This is a genomic window from Desertimonas flava (assembly GCF_003426815.1).
Classification (GTDB): domain Bacteria; phylum Actinomycetota; class Acidimicrobiia; order Acidimicrobiales; family Ilumatobacteraceae; genus Desertimonas; species Desertimonas flava.
The window spans coordinates 39516-60194 of record NZ_QKYK01000034.1 but is presented as its reverse complement, the minus strand read 5'-3'; the positions used below and the strand labels follow the sequence as shown (position 1 = coordinate 60194).

18 protein-coding genes are annotated in these 20679 nt (G+C 67.7%); 1 reads left to right on the top strand and 17 read right to left on the bottom strand.

Annotated features, from left to right (window positions below; all coding sequences use genetic code 11):
• Positions 1–567 precede the first annotated feature (567 nt).
• The gene (locus tag DN771_RS25145) at positions 568–1878 is read left to right on the top strand and encodes an alkaline phosphatase PhoX (RefSeq protein WP_162942394.1); all 1311 of its coding nucleotides are present in this window, start codon (positions 568–570) and stop codon (positions 1876–1878) included.
• 211 nt (positions 1879–2089) lie between these two features.
• Here DN771_RS25145 and DN771_RS25140 read toward each other — a convergent pair whose 3' ends face one another.
• The 17 genes from DN771_RS25140 to DN771_RS25060 form a co-directional block, all read right to left on the bottom strand.
• Complete coding sequence (locus tag DN771_RS25140) at positions 2090–2488, bottom strand: VOC family protein (protein WP_117000330.1); 399 nt, start codon at positions 2486–2488, stop codon at positions 2090–2092.
• Positions 2489–2562: 74 nt separating this feature from the next.
• A complete protein-coding gene (locus DN771_RS25135) occupies positions 2563–4137 on the bottom strand; it encodes a fatty acyl-CoA synthetase (protein WP_117000329.1) in 1575 nt (524 codons plus the stop codon).
• A 50-nt stretch (positions 4138–4187) separates the two neighbouring features.
• Positions 4188–5774: a sulfatase family protein gene (locus tag DN771_RS25130; protein WP_227462475.1), complete on the bottom strand. Its 1587-nt coding sequence runs from the start codon at positions 5772–5774 to the stop codon at positions 4188–4190.
• The gene (locus tag DN771_RS25125; RefSeq protein WP_162942393.1) at positions 5747–6943 is read right to left on the bottom strand and encodes a CaiB/BaiF CoA transferase family protein; all 1197 of its coding nucleotides are present in this window, start codon (positions 6941–6943) and stop codon (positions 5747–5749) included. The genes DN771_RS25130 and DN771_RS25125 overlap by 28 nt, the downstream gene beginning before the upstream one ends.
• On the bottom strand, positions 6940–8229 hold the full coding sequence (locus tag DN771_RS25120) for an aromatic ring-hydroxylating oxygenase subunit alpha (protein WP_117000318.1): 1290 nt from the start codon (positions 8227–8229) through the stop codon (positions 6940–6942). The genes DN771_RS25125 and DN771_RS25120 overlap by 4 nt, the downstream gene beginning before the upstream one ends.
• Positions 8230–8258: 29 nt before the next feature.
• Positions 8259–9278, bottom strand: a complete 1020-nt coding sequence (locus DN771_RS25115) for an amidohydrolase family protein (RefSeq protein ID WP_205528764.1) — start codon at positions 9276–9278, stop codon at positions 8259–8261.
• Between the two features lie 46 nt (positions 9279–9324).
• Positions 9325–10629 (bottom strand): Rieske 2Fe-2S domain-containing protein, encoded by a 1305-nt coding sequence (locus tag DN771_RS25110; RefSeq protein ID WP_117000317.1) that lies wholly within the window; start codon positions 10627–10629, stop codon positions 9325–9327.
• A 37-nt stretch (positions 10630–10666) separates the two neighbouring features.
• Entirely contained in the window at positions 10667–11746 is a 1080-nt protein-coding gene (locus DN771_RS25105) for an ABC transporter ATP-binding protein (protein ID WP_117000316.1), read from the bottom strand.
• A complete protein-coding gene (locus DN771_RS25100) occupies positions 11743–13788 on the bottom strand; it encodes a dipeptide/oligopeptide/nickel ABC transporter permease/ATP-binding protein (RefSeq protein WP_117000315.1) in 2046 nt (681 codons plus the stop codon). Before DN771_RS25100 ends, DN771_RS25105 begins: the two co-directional genes overlap by 4 nt.
• Positions 13785–14732, bottom strand: a complete 948-nt coding sequence (locus tag DN771_RS25095) for an ABC transporter permease (protein WP_117000314.1) — start codon at positions 14730–14732, stop codon at positions 13785–13787. The genes DN771_RS25100 and DN771_RS25095 overlap by 4 nt, the downstream gene beginning before the upstream one ends.
• 67 nt (positions 14733–14799) lie before the next feature.
• Positions 14800–16266 carry an ABC transporter substrate-binding protein gene (locus DN771_RS25090; RefSeq protein WP_162942392.1) on the bottom strand — a complete coding sequence of 489 codons (1467 nt, stop codon included), beginning with the start codon at positions 16264–16266 and terminating at the stop codon, positions 14800–14802.
• Positions 16267–16397: 131 nt separating this feature from the next.
• A complete protein-coding gene (locus DN771_RS25085) occupies positions 16398–17375 on the bottom strand; it encodes a DODA-type extradiol aromatic ring-opening family dioxygenase (protein ID WP_117000312.1) in 978 nt (325 codons plus the stop codon).
• A 103-nt stretch (positions 17376–17478) separates the two neighbouring features.
• Positions 17479–18102 (bottom strand): RraA family protein, encoded by a 624-nt coding sequence (locus tag DN771_RS25080; RefSeq protein ID WP_117000311.1) that lies wholly within the window; start codon positions 18100–18102, stop codon positions 17479–17481.
• Positions 18099–18752 carry an RraA family protein gene (locus tag DN771_RS25075; protein ID WP_117000310.1) on the bottom strand — a complete coding sequence of 218 codons (654 nt, stop codon included), beginning with the start codon at positions 18750–18752 and terminating at the stop codon, positions 18099–18101. The genes DN771_RS25080 and DN771_RS25075 overlap by 4 nt, the downstream gene beginning before the upstream one ends.
• Complete coding sequence (locus tag DN771_RS25070; RefSeq protein ID WP_117000309.1) at positions 18749–19408, bottom strand: RraA family protein; 660 nt, start codon at positions 19406–19408, stop codon at positions 18749–18751. The genes DN771_RS25075 and DN771_RS25070 overlap by 4 nt, the downstream gene beginning before the upstream one ends.
• Positions 19405–19794, bottom strand: coding sequence for a RidA family protein (locus tag DN771_RS25065; protein WP_205528763.1), 390 nt, complete (start codon positions 19792–19794; stop codon positions 19405–19407). Before DN771_RS25065 ends, DN771_RS25070 begins: the two co-directional genes overlap by 4 nt.
• Positions 19795–19888: 94 nt before the next feature.
• Positions 19889–20515 (bottom strand): GntR family transcriptional regulator, encoded by a 627-nt coding sequence (locus DN771_RS25060; protein ID WP_117000307.1) that lies wholly within the window; start codon positions 20513–20515, stop codon positions 19889–19891.
• Positions 20516–20679 lie beyond the last annotated feature (164 nt).

The window sequence follows — 20679 nt, the reverse complement described above, 5'->3', positions numbered from 1 at the left end:
CCGGCATTGACCCAGACCCCGCCGGCGACGCATCATCCTCACGCCGAGCCTGACAACCCCCGACCCGGTCCCATCACACTGGCGCAAGGGTGGTCCCATCCCGCTGGCGGGCGACAGTTCGGCGCCGGTCTCGGATTGTTGGCCTTTGCCCTCGCCAGGAGCGGGTCGGTGCGGTCCTAGTCGTCGATCGTGAGGCCGATGAGTTCGATGGTGCGACGAGAACGGCTGGGGTACTCCCGCGATGCCGCGATGCCGCGATGCCGCGATGCCGCGAATCCCGCGAGGCCCGGTCGTTGCATCGCGCGGGCGAGATTGCGCCGCGGGATGGCGCGAAAGCAGCTGCGGTCGCATGTTCGAGGCATGCAACCGTGAGGCAAGTTGCCCGCAACGGCGGCGCAATCGCCGCGTCACGTCGCGCTGCGACCATCTCGCGCCATGACTTCATCTTCGTTGTCTCGTCGTTCATTCGTCCGCGGGGTGCTCGGCAGCGCTGCTGCGCTGTCGGTGCTCGACAGTGGAGTCGCAGTTGCCCGAGCCCGGCGCGCGGGGAGCGATGAACTATGGCGGTTGCTGCGTCCAGGATCCCCCATCGGCCAGCGGCGCGCAGTCCCGGACGCTCGTGACGGCGTCGAGCGGCTGCTGTTGCCCGAAGGGTTCAACTACCGCAGCTTCGGCATCGCCGGCGAGACGATGTCCGACGGCAACATCTGCCCCGCGTCGCACGACGGCTCTGCTGTCTTCGCGATGCCCGACGGGCGCCTGCGCCTGATTCGCAACCACGAGGTCGACAGCCCATCGAACGAGACGACTGCGGTCGCGGGTGAGCGCGCTTATGACCGCCGTGCCGGTGGCGCGACCACGACCGTGGAGCTCGAGGTGAAGCCCGACGGTTCGGTTGAGGTGATTCGCGACTTCCTCAGCCTCAACGGCACTCACACCAATTGCAGCGGTGGGCGCACGCCTTGGGGATCGTGGCTGTCGTGTGAGGAGACGATCGAGGATGACCGGCCCTTCGTCGTCAACGAGGACAACGACGAGTTCCAGAATGGCTTCGAGCAACGCCACGGCTACGTCTTCGAGGTCCCCGCAGACGCCGACGGCATCGTCGACCCCGAGCCGCTGGTGGCGATGGGCCGATTCATTCACGAAGCCGTTGCGATCGACCCCCGCACCGGAGACTGCTACCTCACCGAGGACGCCGAACCCGCCGGGTTCTATCGGTTCCGACCCACGACGCGTGACCGATTGGCCGACGGCGGCACCCTGTACGGCCTGCGGATCAGAGGTGAACGAGGCAAAGACATGCGCGGCGGGTTCGAGCAGGGCACTCGCTTCGACGTCGACTGGGTCGTGATCGAGGACCCCGACCCGGCGCCCGGCACGACCTACGAGGACGCAGCCCATGGCGTGTTCCGACAGGTCGAGGCCCAAGGCGGTGCGACCTTCGCGGGCCTCGAAGGATGCGTGTGGAGTACCGCCACGAACTCAGCCGTGTTCCTCGCCACCGCCGGCGGTGCCGCGGGATGCGGGCAGGTCTGGGCCTACCATCCCGACGCCTCGGAAGACGGCGGCATGCTCGAACTGCTCCTCGAGGCACCGGGCATCTGGGTACTCAACTACCCCGACGCAGTCACCGTCGATGAGTCGGGTCTGATGCTGATCGCCGATGACGGCATCGGTACATCGACGCTCAACGCCTTTACTCCCAGCGGCGACAGATACACCATCGCCGAGGCGATGGACGGGGTGAACGACCCCACCGGACCGACGTTCAGCCCCGATGGAACGACTCTGTTCTTCAACCTGATGGGCGAGGACCCGCCCCTCGAGCCAGCAATGTCCTTCGCCGTCTGGGGACCGTGGGACCAGCTCCGCTGACCCACGCACCGACCTCCGACGCCGCCGGGGGAACGTGGCGGACGGGGTTCGGGGCGGGTGCACCGGCCCCGTACGGAGACCCGGCGTTCCCGTCACGTGACGCGGGCCCTCGCAGCTGGTCAAGGGACACGTCGACCGCTCGCACACATACGCAGCGTGACCGGCCGCTCCTCCACGAGGTCATCGCTGAGTTCGAGCGGATCCCCGAGGATCATCGGTCGTAGTGGCAGACCGCCTCGAGCATGATTCCGAACGGGTCGAGCCAGAACGTCGCGAAGTACGGCGGTGGGTACTCGGGGAACGAGCGAGGCGCGTGGACGACCTCGCTTCCGCTCGCGATCGCCCAGCGGTGCACCTCCGTGACTGCGGCTCGAGCGCCGACCATGAAGGCGAGGTGTTGAAGCCCAGTGGTGTCATGACGCGAGTTCGGCAGCTGCGAACCGCCGGGGTAGAAGAACAGGTACGTCCCTGGCTTGCCCCGCGCTGGCCGAAAGGCGAACTGGTCAGGTTCGTCGAGGAAGGGCTCGAACCCCACCTGCGGCATCAGGTCCGCGTAGTACGCCCGCGCGACAGCCAGGTCGGGCACGTTGATTCCGATGTGTCCCAGCACGTCGCGAGTCTCGCGTGTCGGGTCATCCGGCCAGCCGTCCAGCCGTCCGCGAGCAGCCGCCGCGAGTCCGGCGGTCACTCGGTGGCGAACTGCAGACGGAGATCGCGCTTGAGGATCTTCCCGCTCGGGTTCTTGGGGAGTGCGTCGACGACGAAGATCCGCTTCGGCGTCTTGAAGCCGGCGAGGTGTTGGCGTGAGTACGCGACGAGCTCGTCGCCGCTCACGTCGGCGCCATCGCGGAGGACGACGCACGCCACGACGGCCTCGATCCAGTGGGGATCCGGGACTCCGAACACAGCAGCCTCGGCGACCGCCGGGTGCTGGAACAGGCACTCCTCGACTTCCTTGCTCGCCACGTTCTCGCCACCCGACTTGATCATGTCCTTCTTGCGGTCGACGACCGTGAGATATCCGTCGCTGTCGATCACGCCGAGATCGCCGGAGTGGAACCATCCGTCGCGGAAGGTCTCGTCGGTCTTCTCCGGATCGTTCCAGTAGCCCACCATGGCTTGCGGGCTGCGGTGAACGATCTCGCCGATCGTTCCGGGCTCCACGAAGCGACCGGCGTCGTCGACGATCCTGGTCTCCACGTTGAGCGTCGCCACCCCGGCCGATCCGGCGCGTTGCACCTGATCGCGTGGCTGCAGAATGGTCGCCACCGGAGACATCTCGGTCTGACCGTAGAAGTTCCACAGGTCCACCTGGGGAAGGCGCTGACCGATCTCGCGGAGCACCTCGACGGGCATGATCGATGCCCCGTAGTAGCCCTTGCGCAACGACGACAGGTCAAACCGATCGAACGCGTCGGAACGCAAGATCGAGATCCACACCGTCGGCGGGCAGAACAGCTTGGTGGCTCGCTCGTGCTCGATCGCTGCGCAGATCAGCTCCGGATCAGGCCGTGGGAGGACGATGCTCGTGGCACCGACGTAGACATCGGGCGTCAGAAAGCAGTGCAGCTGAGCGCAGTGGTAGAACGGCAACGAGTGGATGTCGATGTCGTCGGCCGTCATGTTGCCGTCGACGATGCAACTGACGTACTGGGCGATGAGCGACCGGCTCGTCAGCGTCGCCCCCTTTGGCCTCGACTCGGTGCCGCTCGTGTACATGATCTGAACTGGATCGTCGTCGTCGATCGTCACGGCGATCTCGTCGTCCCGCCCCTCGGACTCGAGACATGAGAGGTCGTCGAAGCCGTCGGGTCGAGCGCTGCCCGTGGAGATCCATACCCTCAGTCGGGGCGTGCGGCCCGAAGATGCCTGGTGCCACGCTCGATCCATGATGCCGGCGAGCTGGTCCTCCACGATGTAGCCGACCGGCTGCGAGTGGACGACGATGTAGGCGAGCTCCTCGGCGTTGAGCATGAAGTTCGCAGGGACCGAGATCGCACCGATCCGGGCCAGGGCGAAGTAGTAGGCGATGTAGTCCCGGGAGTTGTGACCGAAGATCACGACCCGATCACCCTTGGCGATGCCGCGATCGGCCATCGCGTGCGCCACCCTCGTGACGAGCCGGTCGAGTTCGCCGAAGGTGTCCGTCCCACCATCCGAGATCAGCGCTCGGTGGTGAGGCCGTCGGGCCGCCGTACGTGCGAGCAGGTCGGCGATTCCGTGACGTCGAGCGTGAGTGATGCTGACGAGGTCGTTCATCTGTCTACCTCCGTTGGGGGGTTCGATCTCGGCGAGCACGGCCACTGCGTTCAAGAGACGGGGGCGCCGCGCGCGTCGTCGGTGTGTGCCATGAGTGAGTCGAGCAGAGCCACCCGCGCAGCGTCGAGGCGTGGGTCGGCACGATGGGCGAGATCGGCGGTCTCGTCGGGATCGGCCGCCAGATCGAACAACAACTCGTGACCGTCGCACCACCTCGTGTACTTGGCAGCGCCCGTGACGATCGTGCGGAGGCGGTGCGGCATGCCCCGGCGGGCAGCGTCGGACCGGCGCAGGTCGTCCTCGACGAGGACGTGGTCTCGCACCACCCGCGCTGGGTCTGCGACGACCGGTGCCAGCGAAACTCCCTGGATGCCGTCGTGCGGCCTCACCCCGCAGAGGTCCATCAACGTGGGACCGATGTCGATGCTCCCGGCGAGCGACGGCGATCGCCCCGGTAGCCGACGCGGATCTGCGATCACCATCGGCACCTGGAGCACACCCCGGAATGGGTTGAATCCCTTGAGCAGCATCCCGTGATCGCCACCGAGGTCGCCGTGGTCGGAGGTGAAGACGACCACCGTGTCATCGGTCTGGCCCATCCTCTCGATCGCCTCCAGGATGCGGCCGACGCCGTCGTCGAGGAATTCGATCAGGTCGTATGTCGCCGCGAGGTACTCACGCACCAGGTCGGGATCGTCGGTCCCGCATGGCGTGACGTATCGGGTCTGCATCCGTGGGGTCGTGCGAAGGGTGTCGCGAAGGTACTGCGGCGCATGATCGAACACGGCTCGATCGCCAAAGGAGCTCGGGATCTCGATGTCGACCGGGTCGTGCCGGCGATACCAGCGTCCGGGAGCAGCCATCGGATGATGAGGGTCGGGGAAGGACGCCCACGCGTACCACGGCTGGTCAGCGGCCGCGCACGACTCGATGAACTCGATCGTCCGCTCGACGACGAAGTTCGTGCTGTGAAGTTCGTCGGGGTACGGCGGCTGGTAGAGCTGCCACCACCGATCGGACCGCTGCAGCGCTGGCGACTCGGCGGTGAGCGGGACGACGACGTCTTCGTAGCGCGCTCCGTGCTCGAGCGCCCAGAGCAGATGATGCCCTGACATGCGACCGCCGTGATCGATCGAGAGCTCGACGGTGTCGAAGCCGTAGAAGTCGTCGGGGAAGCACGGGGGCTCGGCGACGTAGCGCTCGGGATGTTCGAGCGTGTCCCAGCCGGCGGCGTAGCCGTGGTCGACGGCCGGGTCCAGGTCGACGGGGTGCGCCGAGCCACGGCTCATGCCGTGTTGGAGGTGCGATTTGCCGATGAGCGCCGTTCGCCAACCGGCTCGCCGGAACTGCCGCACGTGAGTGGCGGCGCCCCATTCGAGCGAGCGGTCGTTGAACGTCACGCCGTGGGCGCTGGGCATGCGGCCGGTCATGATCGTCGATCGGTTCGGCATGCACACCGGGTTGGCGACCCACGCGTTGTCGAACACCATTCCCCGGGCGGCGAGGTGGTCGAGGTTCGGTGTCGACAGCGCTTCGTTTCCCGCGTAGCCGACGTGGTCGGCGCGGTGCTGGTCGGTGATCAGGACGAGGACGTTCATCGCCGGCGGGGTCACGTCGGTCGATCGGCGGGCTCGCACGGGTCCGAGCCGAGCACTCGAAGCCCAACGAGATCGTCGATCTGGTCGGCCGGGTAGCCAAGTGAGCGGAGGATGTCCGGTCCGTGCTCGCCGATCAGCGGGGCCGGGCGCGGAGCGATCGAGGCGGCGGTGGCCGGTCCGAGCGACGGGGTGACGCGGTAACGCCCCGCGTGCGGGTGATCGGCGAGGCGAAGCTCGGCGATGATGTCGTCCAGCGTCACGACCTCGTGGGCCGGGACGCCGTGAGCTCGGCACCGCTCGAGGAAGGTGGCGGTGTCGAACCGAGCGGCGATCGTCTGGTACTCGCGATACAGCTCGTCGATGTGCTCGAGCCGCCCCAGCCTGGTCAAGAAGCGCGGGTCGGCGAGCAGGTCGTCGCGATCGGCCAGGCGTGCCAGCCCTTCGAAGTGGTGCCGCTCGTACGTGAGGATCGCCACCGCGCCGTCACTCGTACGCAGTGGTCGCCGTTGGGGACTCAGTAGTCGCGGGTAGCCCGGAGGGCCGGTGGGCGGCTCGGGGATGGCGGCCGCGCCGTGCTCGACAAGCAACCACGCGGAGGCGATCTCCTGCATCGACATGGCGATCTCCGAGCCCAAGCCGGTGCGCTCTCGATGAAGGAGGGCTGTGGTGATCGCATTGGCGACAGCCATCCCGACGATCTTGTCGACAAGGATCGTCGGCGCGGCCGTCGAGGTCAGGCCAGCGCGGTCGTGGATGTCGACGAAGCCCGCGGCCGCCTGCACGATGTCGTCGTAGGCGGCGTGGTCCGCCCGCGGGTCGTCGGCCGCGAAGCCGGCGACGCTGCAATAGACGAGATCCGGCCGGTGGGGGCGGAGATCATCGTCGGTGAGACGCGCACGGGCCCGCGAGCCCGGTCTCAGGTTGGTGACGAAGACGTCGGCGCTGCGCACCAGGTCGACGAGTACCTCGTAGCCACGTGGGTGCCGGATGTCGAGGACGATGCTGCGCTTGTTGCGCATCAGGTTGAGCGCCGGCCCGGACAGGTCACGGTGCGGACCCAACCCCATGTGGCGGTTGGCGTCACCGGCGGGCTGCTCGACGACGATGACGTCGGCACCCTGGTCGGCGAGCATCTGGGTGGCCAGTGGACCCATGACCACCGACGTCAGGTCGATCACCCGGTAGCCCTCGAGCGGCAAGACGCTCACGCCAGAACACCGGCCTCCGCCCGCGGCGATCCGGCGGGAGCTGCCATCGCCTCCTGGTACAGGCTCCGCACCCACGCCGGCTGACCAGCCTGGAACGGATAGTCGGAGGGGAACCCCATGCGTTCGAGGAGCGCGTGCCATTCCTCGTACTCGGAGCGAGAGCGAGGTCTGGTGAAGGTGGCGGCGTTGACGAGCGGCAGCGGGATCGGCGTCTCCTCGCCGCGCACGATGCCTTTGGGATCCTCGCCTCGCGCGACCCGCTCCACATCGGCGAGCAGCTGACGCCGAATCATCACGATGCCTCTGTCCGACGGCCCGATATTCTCCCTGGTCCTGTCGGCGATCCGTCCCTGGCCGACCCAGGCGGCAAAGTCCTGGTTCATCACGTGGGTCAGGATCCACTGTCCGTCGTCATCGAAGATGGGCCCCCGCCAGGAGGGGATCGTCTCCTGGGTGAACGGTTCTCGGTCCACCGGGACCCGCTCGGTCGCCAGCGTGATGCTCAACATGTTCTCGTCGTCGATCGGCGTACGCCATTCGAAGTGATCGGTGGTGAACAGGCAGTTGGGCCACAAGCAGACCCGACCGACGGTCCACAGTTCGTCGTCCTCGGTACCGCCTTCACGGATTCGCCGGTAGGTGAACCCGAACTCGAACTCGTCGAAACCCAACTTCAGATGCTTCGCCGCGCGCTCCGGCCGGCCCGATCGCACTGCGGTCCAGTTGTCGTGGAGCCACTCGAAGTGCACGGGATCGATCGAGTTCTCTTGGGCCTGCAGCCAGTTGCACGGCACCTCCGCCGTCACGATCTGCCGGAAGCAGTTCTCCCAGCCGTAGGGCTCCCAGTTCCACAGCGCAGGTGCCGGGTCGGGCCCCATGTAGGCCCAGAGGATCCCGGCTCGCTCGCGGAGCTGGTAGGCGGTTGCGCGGACGTTGTCGCGAAAGCGCGAGTTCGGGTTCGCCGTCTGCTCGTAGGGCTGATCCGTGCAGCGGCCAGAGGCGTCGAAACACCATCCGTGGTACGAGCAGCGGATGCCGTCCGGCTCGAGGATGCCGAGCGACAGATCGGCCCGGCGGTGAGGGCAGTGACGCTCGATCAACCCGAGGTTGCCCGAGAGGTCGCGATAGGCGACGAGGTCCTCACCCAACACGCGGATCGCCTTCGTCGGCGTCCGGCCGAGCTCATCGGCAGCAAGGACCGGCCACCAATACCGGCGCAGCAGGTTCCCCATCGGCGTGCCCGGCCCGACGCGGGTGAGCAGCTCGTTCTCTTCGGCAGTCAACACTGCGAATCCCCTCCGTTCGTCGTGCCTGATCAGGCGATCTTGGCGAGCTGGGGGAACAGCTTCGCGGGGTTGTCGTGGAAGATCGTCACCTTGTCGGCATCGCTGAGAAAGTCGTAGGCGTCGATCACCGGGACGAGGTCGTCGGCGGAACGGCCGGTCTCCGGGCGAATGGCGCGACCGGACCCGGGGGCTTCGGTCCCGAAGCAGAGTCGGGCGACTCCCCGTTGCTTGATCGCTGCTTCCAGGTAGTGCACGTCGTGGGCGCAGGTGTCATAGAGGATGTTCTCCGACAGGTCCTTCTGAGCGAGATGGGGGTCGGTGGGGATCCACCGGTCGAGCGCGCCGCCGCAATGGCAGATGACGAAGCGGAGATCGGGGAAGTGATCGAACACATCGCTGTGAGACAGGATCTGCCCGGCCCAGTACTGCTCGGCGACGAAGCCGAGCTGGTAGTTGTGGGGCACGTGGTTGAAGCGACGATCCAGGGTGTTGGTCCCGTGAATGATGATCGGCAAGGACCGAGCTGAGCACTCCTCGTACAGCGGGTACCAGTAGCGGTCGGCGAGTCCTGGACTCGTACGGTGACCGTCGGGGTCGGGACTGACGTAGACGCCGACGAAGCCGTAGTCGTCGACGGTGCGTCGCAGCTCGTCGAGCATGTGCGTCGAGTCGGGCGCCGTGGCGTCCTGCGGGAGCTGACATGCGCCGACGAAGCGATCGGGACGGAGCTGGCACTGATGGTGGATCGCGTCGTTGACCAGGCGGGTCCACATCGGCAGGAGGTGTGGCTCCATCCAACCGAGCATCAAGAAGGGCCGCGGGCCGAGCACCTGGGCGTCGATGTTGCGCTCGTCGATGTAGCGGATGTGTTGCTCGACCGCCGTGGCGAAGGCCTCCTCGCCGAGTCCGGCTTCCTCGGCGGCGGGCGTGCCGATCGGGCTGCCGAGCTTCATGTTCGTCGCCAGCATGAGCATGAGCATCCGCCCCATGCCGTCCATCGGATGGCTGACGTGCGAGTGGACGTCGAGGACCTTGGTGTCGTTGATCATGTTGCTCCTGTTGACGTGAGTTGGGGGATGGTGTTGTGCGGCCGGATCACACGAGCTGCTCGTCGTCGGTCGCGGCGTCATCGGCGGCGACAGCACGGCCCACGACGTTGTGGTGGGGAACGAGCGCATGCCAATCGGCGTTGGGACCGAGCACGGCCTCGGCCGCGGTGATCCGCGACGTCTCTGTGGTCATCCGCGCGGGCCGGTCGGCATCCTCGTCGGCGATCGACCGGAGGATGCGACGGAGTCGGATCACTGCCAGATCCGCAGGAACGAGATGCTCGGCCGCGCGGTCGTAGAGGTCGCCCATCGATGCGGTCATCGCGGCGTCTTCCGAGGTGAGCCCGTTGAGACCGCTGAAGGTGGAGCCGGCGCGCATGCCCGCACGGTCTTGGGTGAAGTGATTCCGCCGTCCGAGGTCCCCGACCAGCGGGTGCTCGGGAAGCATGCCGTACTCGGCGAGCTGCTCGCGGTGGAGCCCGAACATGTCCAGTCGGAACTGCCGCGCCGGCCCATCGCTCAGCGGCTCGGTGGCGGACCAGAAGATGTTGTAGAAGCGAGAGTGAGTGTCGTCTTGGGGGACGCTCATGAACGCCTGACCCCCAGGGGCGATGAAGAAGAGCAGTGGAGCCGCGTAGGCGGTGATCCGCACGTGGTGGCCACCGGTGGGCTCGTCGACCTTGCGGAGTGCTGCGTAGTGGAAGCCGAAGTCGGTCGGTTCGACGAGCAAGCGCGGCGCCTGGTCGCGGCGCAGGGCGGACAGATCCTTGGCCCCTCCGGACATCTTGGCGACCAGGTTGCTGTGGAGGATCCCGACGTGGGAGGAGTCGGCCAGCCCTTCGAGCGGTTGGGTGAAGTTGCTGTCGAGGTCGGCGGCGACGATCAGCCGGTGCTCGTCGGGCACGTGAGCCCACTGGTAGTCGGGCAGTGGCGGTCGCTCCCCTCCCGCAAGGTGGGCCCACACGAAGCCACCGAGCTCGACGACGTCGTACGACCGCGCCTTGACCCGTTGACGGAAGTGGTCGTCGGCGATGTTCGGCGTCTCCTGGAGCACACCGTCGACGCCGATCTTCCACCCGTGCCAGAGGCAGCGGAGCCCACAGTCTTCGTTGCGGCCGAACGCAAGCGACGCGCCTCGGTGGGGGCAGCGTTCGTCGAGCATTCCGACAACACCTTCGGAGTCGCGGAAGACGACGAACCACTCACCGAGCAGCTTGATCCGCACCGGCGCACCGCCGGGCTCCGACACGTCGGTGGACAGGCAGGCCGCGACCCACCGACGTCGCAGCGCCGACCCCATGGCCGTACCCGGCCCCACGCGGCACATCCGCTCGTTCTCGTTCTGGTTCATCGTTCCTCCAGATGGTTTGGTGCTGGGTCGTGAACAGTCATCCGGTCGGCCTTGCGCCTCGGGCGGTGTCACCAGCTGGCGTGTCCCGCCGCCAGCCGATCAGCTCGGCGACAGGGGCACCCGCCAACACCGGACCGTGCGTGTGGAGGTGGCAGCGCACCCATGCGCCGGTCGCTGTGTCGACGGGAGTCGGCGTCGGAGCCTCCTGCCGGCAGATGTCCATCGCGAACGGGCAACGAGGGTGGTAGCTGCATCCGGTCGGCGGGGCCAGCGGACTCGGCGGGTCCGCTGACGAGCGAAGCTGGCGCCGCGCTGTGCGCCGCTCCGCCTGGGCGGCAGGGTCGGGTAGCGGGATCGCGTCGTGAAGCAGTTCCGTGTAGGGATGCCGAGGCGCGGTGGCCACGGCCTCGGCGGGTCCGGTTTCGACGATCCGGCCGAGGTACATCACCGAGATCCGGTCGGAGACGTGCCGGACCACGTCGAGGTCATGGGCGATGAAGAGGTAGGCGACGCCGGTCTGCACGCGCAGGTCGCGCAACAGGTTGAGGACTTGTGCCTGCGTCGAGACGTCGAGCGCCGACACTGCCTCATCGCAAACGATCAGCTCGGGTTCGCTGGAGAGCGCCCGGGCGATGGCGATCCGCTGGCGCTGCCCTCCGGAGAACTCGTGGGGCAGCCGGTCGACATGTCGTGTGTCGAGCCCGACCACGTCGAAGAGCTCCCGCGCCCGCTGCATCGAGTCCGCCTTCGACAGTCCGAGGTGCCGTCGCGCCGGGTCGGCGACCGCTGAGCCGACCGTCATTCGCGGGTTCAGCGACGAGTACGGGTCCTGGAACACCACCTGGACACGCTTGCGGTAGTCGCTCGGGACCCGGCGGCGGCGACGGTCGAGCTCGACGCCTCCGAACCGGATGGAACCAGCGGTGATGTCCACCAGGCGGAGGACCGCCCGACCCGTTGTCGACTTCCCGGACCCCGACTCACCCACGAGGCCGAGCGTTTCGGAAGGAGCAATCTCGAGGTCCACACCGTCGACGGCGCGCGCGACGAGCCGTTGGCCGCCGCGCCGCACCGTGAAGTGCACCTGAAGGTCCTCGATGGCGAGAATCGTGCTCACAGCGTCACGTCCTCGAAGATCGAGGCGACGCGAACGCAACGCGATCGGCGGCCGTCACCCACCGGCACGAGCTCGACCGTCTCGAGCCGGCAGGCGTCGACCGTGTACCGGCAGCGCTCGGCGAACACGCAGCCCGAGGGGCGACCCCACGGCGCGGGAACGCGGCCAGGAATCGTCGGCAGCGCTCTGCCAGCGAGAGAGCGCGCCGGCATCGCATCGAGCAAGGCCTCGGTGTAGGGATGTGCGGGCCGAGCGAAGAGAGCGCTCGCGTCGGCCTCCTCGACGATCTGCCCGGCATACATCACGGCGACCCGGTGGGCGACGTCGGCCACGAGACCCAGGTCGTGCGTCACGAAGAGCATCGCCATGCCCATCTCGTCCTGGAGGTCGAGGAGGAGGTCGACGATCTGCCCCTGGACGGTCACGTCGAGTGCAGTCGTCGGCTCGTCGGCGATCAGCACGCTGGGCTCACAGACGAGTGCCATCGCGATCATCGCCCGCTGCGCCATCCCTCCGGAGAACTGATGGGGATAGTCGTCGACCCGCCGCCCCGGGTCGGGCACCCCGACCCGGGCGAGCAGGTCGACCGCCCGCTCACGTGCCGCGCGCCGCGACAAGCCCAGGTGACGGCGCGCCGGAGCGGCGATCTGCTGGCCGATCGTGAACGCCGGGTTGAGCGCGGTCATCGGTTCCTGGAAGACCATGGCGAGGTCGCGCCCCCGCACCGGTTTCTCGGTGGACTCCGACCAGGTCACCGTCCCGCTGACCAGCGTGGCGCCCGCCGGGAGTAGGTCGATCGCAGCGAGCGCGGTCATCGTCTTTCCTGACCCCGATTCGCCGACGAGAGCGAGCGTCCGGCCCCGCTCGAGGTCCAACGACACCTCACGGACGACGCTCGAGATGCCGCCGTGAGGGTTGGCGAAGGCAACCTCGAGGTCGCGGATGCCGAACACGACGGGGAACCTGGCATCGCCGGCAGGTGCTCGCTCGTCGCGCCCGGACATCGACACGTCGCTCATCGACGACAACACGGTCGGGGCGGCCGCGGTCGGCGTCGCGTCGAGATACGTGACCGGGACGTGGCTCCGGCGGGTGAGGTGGTGACGTCCCACGTCGCGGCCCAACGCGTCGCGCAGCCCGTCGCCGAAGAGGTTGAACGCGAGGACGGTCACGACGATCGCGACGCCCGGAGGAACGGCAAGGAACGGCTGGACGTACTGGTTCTCCAGTGCCGTCGCCAGCATGCCACCCCAACTCGCGCGCTCGATGTCGCGTCCGAGGCCGAGGAAGCTGAGCGCCGCCTCGATCAAGATGATCTGCCCGGCGATGATCGCCGTCTGGATGACGAGCGGACTGGCGATGTTGGGGAGCACGTGGCGGCGCAGGAGCGCGACGAACGGTGTGCCACTCACTCTTGCCGCGTCGATGTACAACTCCTCGCGAACGGCGAGGGTGGCGCCGCGGGCGAGACGCACGTAGTAGGTCGCGAAGATGATGCCGACCGCGATCATCGCGTTCGTCAGGCTGGGGCCGAGGATGGCGATGACGGCGAGGGCGATGACGAGCCCGGGAATCGAGTACAGCACATCGACCAGGCGCATGGCATACCGATCGAGGCGGCCACCGACGTAGCCGAGGAGGACGCCGATGGTCACGCCGGAGGCAATCGCGAGGAGGAGCGCCTTGACGACCGACTCCAGCGCGACACGGGCGCCGAACAGCGTCCGGCTGAGCGTGTCGCGTCCGAGCTGGTCCGTGCCGAGCCAGTGGTCGGAGCTCGGGCCTTGCAGCGTGGCGGAGAAGTCCGTCTCGAGCTCGCCGTGGGGCGCGATCCACGGAGCGAGGACTGCAGCGAGCAGGAACACGACGATGATCGCGCTCGCGACGACGGTCACTCGCTGACGCATCAACTTCCCCACGGTGCCCTGGCGGCCGGCCGGGGAAGCCTCGGTGGACTCCGGCGAGGGCGTCACCGCCGCGCGCTCGACGGACGACGTCGGGGATGCCTCGACGATCGCCGGCTCGCGTGTCGCCGGCATCATTGGCGCACCTTCGGGTTGAACCAGCCGTAGCTGACGTCGACCACGAGGTTGATCAGGATCACCAGGAGTGCGATGAACAAGACGTACGCCTGGACCACGGGAATGTCCTGGGCGAGCACGGCCTTGAGGGCGAGACTCCCGAAGCCGGGGAGGCCGAAGACCCGCTCGATGACGACGCTGCCACCGAGCACGAACGCGGCCTGGAACCCGATGATCGTGATGATCGGGACCATTGCGTTCTTGAGCGCGTAGCGGAACAGCACGGTGCGAGTACGAAGTCCGACAGCGAGCGCCGTGCGGATGTAGTCCTGTTGCAGTACCTCGAGCAGCGCCGCCCGGGACTGACGCGCGATCAGCGCCGCGGACGGCAGGCCGAGGGCGAGCGCTGGGAGGACGAGCGAGTGGAGCCACGATCCGACGCCGTCGCCCAACGGTGAGTATCCGAATGACGGGAACCAGCCCAGCTCCGACGCCAGCCATCGGACGAGAACGATCGCCAGCCAGAAGCTGGGCACCGCCAGACCGATGGACGCCACGACCGTGATCACCCGATCGGTCAGGCTGCTGGAGCGGAACGCGGCCAGCGCACCGGCGGGGATACCGAGGCACACGGCGAGCAGCAGTGCGAAGCCGGCGAGCGAGAGTGTGGTCGGCAGTCGGGACGTGATCATCGACCGCACCTCCTGGCCCCGCTCGACAGCGATCGACTCACCGAAATCGCCCCGCAGTGCGTCGCCTGCCCAACTCATGTACTGCGTCGGGAGCGGCTTGTCCAGGCCCATCGACGTCTCGATCTCGGCGACGGCCTCGGGCGAGGCCTGGGCACCGAGGATCGTCTCACCCACGCTGCCGGGCAAGAGGTGGCTGAGCGCGAAGGTGAGCAGCGAGACGAGGACGATGGTCGGGATCACGGCGAGCAGTCGGAACCGCAGGAGCCTCAGCACAAGGACGACCTTTCAGGCGAACGGAACGGTGGGGCGCCGGACAGTCCGGCGCCCCACCGCACGGGGGTCAGTCGACGAGCGCGAGCCCGCGGAAGTCGATGGCCGTCGGAGCGACGAACGTGAGGTTCGGCGTCTCGACGCGATCGGGGTGGTACGCCATCTCGACCGGCGAGCGGACGAGATAGGTCAAGGCGACGTCGTCGTTGAACACCGCCTGGTACCAGGCGTTCCACAGCGGCTCGGCGGTGGCGAGGTCGGGCTCGGCGAACGCCGCCTGGGCGGCTGCGGCTACCTCCTCGGATTCGACGCCAGACGGATTGAGGAACGTCTCAGCGCTCACCATCAGGTCGTACATCTGCGCGGGGTGACTCGCCGAGTCGGTGAACATGCACGCCTCGTACTTGCCCGATGAGCACTCGGCGAAAATGCTCCCGGTGATCGGGACCAGCTCCATCTCGATGCCCTGCTCACGAAGGAGCGCCTGGAGCGCCTCGCCGATCGCCTGCACCGGCGGATAGACCGGGATCGAGAAGGAGAGTCCCTCGACCCCGGCGTCGGCGAGCAGCGATTCGGCGCGATCTGGTTCGAACGGGTGCCCCGTCAGCTCTTCGGACGCGGCGTAGTCGTCACCGGCGACTGGAACGGCGCGGGGATCGCCGCCGTTGCCAACAGCCGCGTTCAGCGCCTCGCGATCGATCGCCGCGGCGACCGCTTCGCGGACTCGGACATCCTCGAACACACCGCCGGATCCGCGATCGATGAACGACAGCAGGGTGCCGCCGCCGTACGGTTCCGACGCGATGGCGCCGTTGGCGCCCTCCATCGCCGATCGCTGGGGATCGGCGAAGTACGAGATGTCCAGATCTCCGGCGGCGAACGGCTCCGGCCCGAAGACGCCGGGATAGATCACGATCCGAGCGATGCGCTGCTGACTCGGGTCGCGATAGCCGTCCCAGGCGTCATAGACGGCCTGAGCGTCGGCCTGCGTCTCGTCGGTGTTGAGGACCCAGGGCCCGGTGCCCACGGGCTCGGTCTCGAGTGTGCCGGCTTCGGCCGCGGCCGGGCTCACCATCATCCCGGCATCCTTGGCGAGCACATACGGCAGGTGGGGGGTCGGTGTGGCCAGCACGACGCGAACGCTGAGCGGGTCGACGATCTCGACGTCGGCGACGGACGCGAAGAGTGACTGGCTCGGGCCTTCGGTGTCACGGGCACGCAGCAGGTTGAACTTGAGTGCCTCGGCATCGAGCGCCGTCCCGTCCTGGAACGTGATGCCGTCGATCAAGGTCAGGTCGAGATACTCGGAGGTGAGGTCCCAGCCGGCGAGCAGCGTTGATTCCAGGCTGAGATCGGGGCCCACCTCGAACAGCGGCTCGTACACGGGCCGGAACCAGGCCATGTCGTAGCCGGCGCGAATGACCTGGAGTGGATCCCAGGACATCCATGCCAGCGCTTCGCCGACACGCAACTCCCCGGTCGGCTCGTCGGGCGCGATACTCGCCCGGACATCGCTGCCGAACGCCGCGAGCGTCATGCTCGCTACGGCTAAGGCTGCGATCGCAGACCTTCGATTCATCGGATAACCCCCTCTATCGAGTCGCTCGCGCGACGTAGTTGTGAGAACTTGTGGTGAGCGGTCGCGCTCCCTCGGCGCGAATGGTCCGGCTACGTCCAGACGGCGAACCCCATACCGCACCCGGTGCCGGCCGGAGAGCGGTAGCAGGGGGCGTAGTCGTGCCAGCTCGCTCCGTTCTGCATCGCTGCCACGACCGTGATCCAGTTGCGAATCTCCGACGAACCGGCCCGGAGCAGCGCCGTGGGAATCTCCGCAAGGTCCTCCGTCTTGCCGGTCCGGACACCGTCGAGCACGCGCTCGTCCAGCGCCTCGTCGACGACGAAGTGGCTGAGACCACCCGATGCGACGATGGCGACACGAGCGTCGCCCGGCGCCGCCTCGATCGCGTTGCGCAATGCATCGCCGAGCTGCACACAGCGACGTGGCGTCGGCTGGTTGGGCGGGAAGTACGTGTTCAGGAGCAGCGGCACGATCGGCAGCTCCCGCGTTCCGAGGAGACGCTCGCCCACGTAGCCGAACGCGTGGCCGAATCCCTTTCCGGGCGGCTGTGACGCGACACTCGTCGCGTCGAATCCGGCATCGCAGAGGCTGGCCAGGATGGATCGCGCCAGGTCGCCCGCCCCCTGGAACCGATGGACAGCGTCCATGGCGTAGCCGGCCTTCACGGCATCGAAGAAGTCCGATCCGTGGAACGGGAGCTCTGCGGTCTCCCACGTTTCGCCCCAGTAGAGAGCGAGGGCCGGCTGGTTGCTCTCGTCGAACAGCTCGGCCTGGTCGTCACCGACCACGATCACGGCGTCGAGCTCGAGATCGCGCAACGTCTGTCCGACTCGGCGGATGCCCTGCTGACAGGCCTCGAAGCGCGCCGCCCACACGTCGTCGCTCAGCTCGGCTGCGAACCGATCGCCCGCCTCCGCCTCGAGTTCGTCATAGGTCCGCAGGCGTCCCGACGAGTCGTAGAGCTGCGTGTTGCTGCGATCTTGGTGAGCGCGTTCGCGCCAGAGGGACGGGTTGGCGAGCAGGAGAGGGCTGTGGCTGGATGCGCCGGCCCCAACGAGGTGGGCCATCAGCTCCGCCTTCCGTCATGTCGCCCGTCGTGCCGCTCGAAGTCAAACCGTTGGTTCATCTCATCCCCCACATTGGCTGCAATCTTACATCCAATCGTGTGGGCTACTGCAAGCCGAGCAGATCGAGCGTCGTCCGCCCGGCGACCAACTCGGCGATGATTCGCGTCTCGTCGATCCGTCGCCTCGCGGCCGCCGCGATGACGTCGCTCGCGCCCGCGCGCTCGATCACCACCACGCCGTCGACGTCGGCCACGATCAAGTCGCCGGGGCGGACCGAGACGTCACCGACACGGATCGGCCCGCAGAGGGCGCCACCGTCGCGATCGGGATCCTTCACGGTGCCTGTGATGCATCGACCGAGTGACCAGACCGGGAATCCGACATGGGCGAGTTCACCGTGATCGCGACTCCCACCTTCGAGCACGAGACCGGCGAGGCCACGTTCGCGGGCGGCGACGGACATGATCTCACCCCAGTATCCCCACCGAGCCCGGTCGTCTCCGGTGGCGACGACCAGCACATCACCCGGCGACGCGGCCGCGATCGCCCGATGCAGCCAGAGATTGTCGCCACTGGGACACTGCACGGTGAACGCCGGCCCCGCGGCCGACACCGCGTGCGCCGCCGGAAGCATGTCGGCGCGCAGCGCCCCGACTCGTCCCGCCGCCTCATGGACCGTCGCGCTCCCCAGCGCCGCCGCCTGCGTGAGGTCGAGGCCGTCGGTCACGGCGTCGCCCTCCGGGTCTGAAGCGCGTGATAGCCGGAGCGGCGACGGGCATCGAGCAGCGCGCCGCCCTCGCCGACCGCGACTCGAATGGCTTCCTCCGTCGCGTCGATCTCCTCGGCGACGTCCACGATGCGCTCGGCGAGCGAGAGCGGGAGCACGACGATGCCGTCGGCATCGCCCCGCAGCCAGTCCCCCGGCTCCACCCGCACGCCGGCAAGCTGGACCGCCTCGTTGAACGCCTCGGCACACACACGGTCCTTCCCGGTGCGCATCGTGACATCGCGTGCGTAGATCGGATATCCGAGGTCGAGGCTTCGTCCGACGTCGCGGCACACCCCGTCGATCACCGTCCCGGCGACGCCGTCGCGGTGGGCAACCGTCGTCAAGATGTCGCCCCACACGGTCGCGTCCCGTCGCCCGCCGTTGTCGATCACCACGACGTCGCCGGACCTGACGTCGTCGATGTAGTCGCCGACGTTCCTTCCGGTGGTACCCACGGGAAGCATCCGCACGGTGAATGCCTGACCGACGAGACGAAACGACCGATCGAGGGGCGCGATGCCCACGACCTGCCCGTCGATGCCCAGACGGTCCAGGGCATCGGAGAGCGCAGGGGTATCGAGCCGGGAGAGTCGCTCACGGAGGCTCACGACGTCTTCTCCAGCATCGTCTCGTAGGAGGCTCCCATCACCGAACTCACGGGGGCGCCGGCATCGATCTCGGCTGCCATGGCCGCCTCTCGCTCTGCGATGACCTCGGCTCGGCCGAGCAACTCATCGACCCGGTCGGCTGCCAGAAACACCACGCCCGAACGATCGGCGAGCACCCAGTCACCGTTGGCGACGACGACGCCACCGAGCTCGACCGCCTGGCCCCAGGCATGTTCGTGGGCGCGCCCTCTCGCTGTCACCGGCGTCACCGCACTGGCGAAGACCGAGTAGCCGATCGCTTCCGCCTCGTCGACGTCGCGCACCGCGCCGTGCACGATGGTGCCCTCCAGGCCGAGCTGTTTGGCCGCCCGTGAGAGGTTGCCACCCCACCCTGCGCAGTCGGTGCGTGCCTGGTGGGCCACGACGATGACGTCCCCGGGCCCGGAGGCCTCGACCGCGCCCGTTCCGAGATGGCGTGAGGCACCGACCTCGGTCGGCGCTCCCAACTGCACCGTGACGCAGCGCCCGACCATTCGTGGCTGGCCGGATCGGGGCGCGAGTCCGGGCACCCACGTGGTGATTCCGAGCGCGTCTCCGGCGTCGGCAACCGCACAGGAGTCGAGCCGCTCCAAACGCCTGCGGATTTCGTCGCTCATGCGTCGCTGCCGACGAAGGCGATGAAGTCGGCCTGCACGAGCTGCGCGCCGCCGAGCTCCCGGGCGATCGTGTGCCGCGCGGGGCGGGCCGCCTCGTCCGGGAACATGTCCACCCAGTGCTGGTTGATCAGGTCCCGGGCGGATCGGTCAGCCACATGGAATGTGATCTTGACGATGTCGCCGACCGTCCCTCCGGCCGCGGCGATGATCGCCTCGATGTTCGCGAAAACTCGCGCGACCTGTGCTTCAAGCCTCCCCGGCAACGACCCGTCGGTGGGGTCCAGCCCCGGGATACCGCCCGTTGCAACCAGCGGCCCGCGCCGTGCCGCCGATGGGATCGGCATCCCCCCATGATGGAGCCCCTGAACTTCGATCGACGTCGCCACGCTCTACCTCCTCGGCCGTGATCGTCGCCATCATAGAAGCCAGGATTGGAGCCAAAGCAAGTCGATCGTTGGCACCGAGCGACAAGGCTGAGGGTCAGCCGAGGTCGGAGCGACGCATCCGGTGCGTCGCAAGCAGGGCACTCGTCCGCTCACGATCGAATGGATCGAGACTCGTGATCAGCCCGTCGTGCTCACTGACGGTGCGCCGGCGCATCTCGACGGTCACGTACTTCTGCGCGATGTACGGGGCGGCGATCGTCCACAGTCGCTCAAGCTCCTCGAGGACGACGGTGAGCGGCGAGAGCCGGAAGATCTCGAAGTGGAAGCGCCGGTTGAGGTCGATCATTCGTGACCAGTCATCGGAGTCCACGCACGACCGCATCTCCTCGTTGATCGCGCGCATCCTGACGATGGCGGCGTCACTCGGCTGCTCGATCGTTGCCATGACATGCGACTCGAGGAACTCGAGCATCATGTAGATCTGCCGCAGCTCGGTCGCCGAACGCTTCTTGACGAAGTAGCCGGTGTGGACGCGGTGTTCGAGCATCCCCTGGTCGACGAGCACGCGCAGCGCCTCACGCACCGGCGCGCGACTCACGTCGAGTTCCCGCGCCATGTCCTCTTGCCGCACGGCCTCACCCGGATTCAGTGACCCGGTGATGATCCTGTAGCGGATCTCCTCCACGGTCTTGGTGACCGCAGCCCCGTCACGGGTGCTCATCGGTCGCCCTCTCGACACCTATCAGCGGAAGCGCGTCCAGCTCCGTCACGTTTGCCTCGCGCGACACGACGACTCGACATGGATGACTCACACATTGGCTGCAATCATGCCGGTCTCGTCCGCGGTTCCCACGTCCGACGGCGGCACTCGTCATCGACACGCGC

Excerpts from the sequence above, each read along its gene's own strand:
- DN771_RS25135 (WP_117000329.1), bottom strand. The coding sequence starts at position 4,137 with ATGAACGACCTCGTCAGCATCACTCACGCTCGACGTCACGGAATCGCC.
- DN771_RS25115 (WP_205528764.1), bottom strand. The coding sequence starts at position 9,278 with ATGATCAACGACACCAAGGTCCTCGACGTCCACTCGCACGTCAGCCAT.
- DN771_RS25110 (WP_117000317.1), bottom strand. The coding sequence starts at position 10,629 with ATGAACCAGAACGAGAACGAGCGGATGTGCCGCGTGGGGCCGGGTACG.
- DN771_RS25100 (WP_117000315.1), bottom strand. The coding sequence starts at position 13,788 with ATGATGCCGGCGACACGCGAGCCGGCGATCGTCGAGGCATCCCCGACG.
- DN771_RS25090 (WP_162942392.1), bottom strand. The coding sequence starts at position 16,266 with ATGACGCTCGCGGCGTTCGGCAGCGATGTCCGGGCGAGTATCGCGCCC.
- DN771_RS25085 (WP_117000312.1), bottom strand. The coding sequence starts at position 17,375 with ATGGCCCACCTCGTTGGGGCCGGCGCATCCAGCCACAGCCCTCTCCTG.
- DN771_RS25070 (WP_117000309.1), bottom strand. The coding sequence starts at position 19,408 with ATGAGCGACGAAATCCGCAGGCGTTTGGAGCGGCTCGACTCCTGTGCG.
- DN771_RS25060 (WP_117000307.1), bottom strand. The coding sequence starts at position 20,515 with ATGAGCACCCGTGACGGGGCTGCGGTCACCAAGACCGTGGAGGAGATC.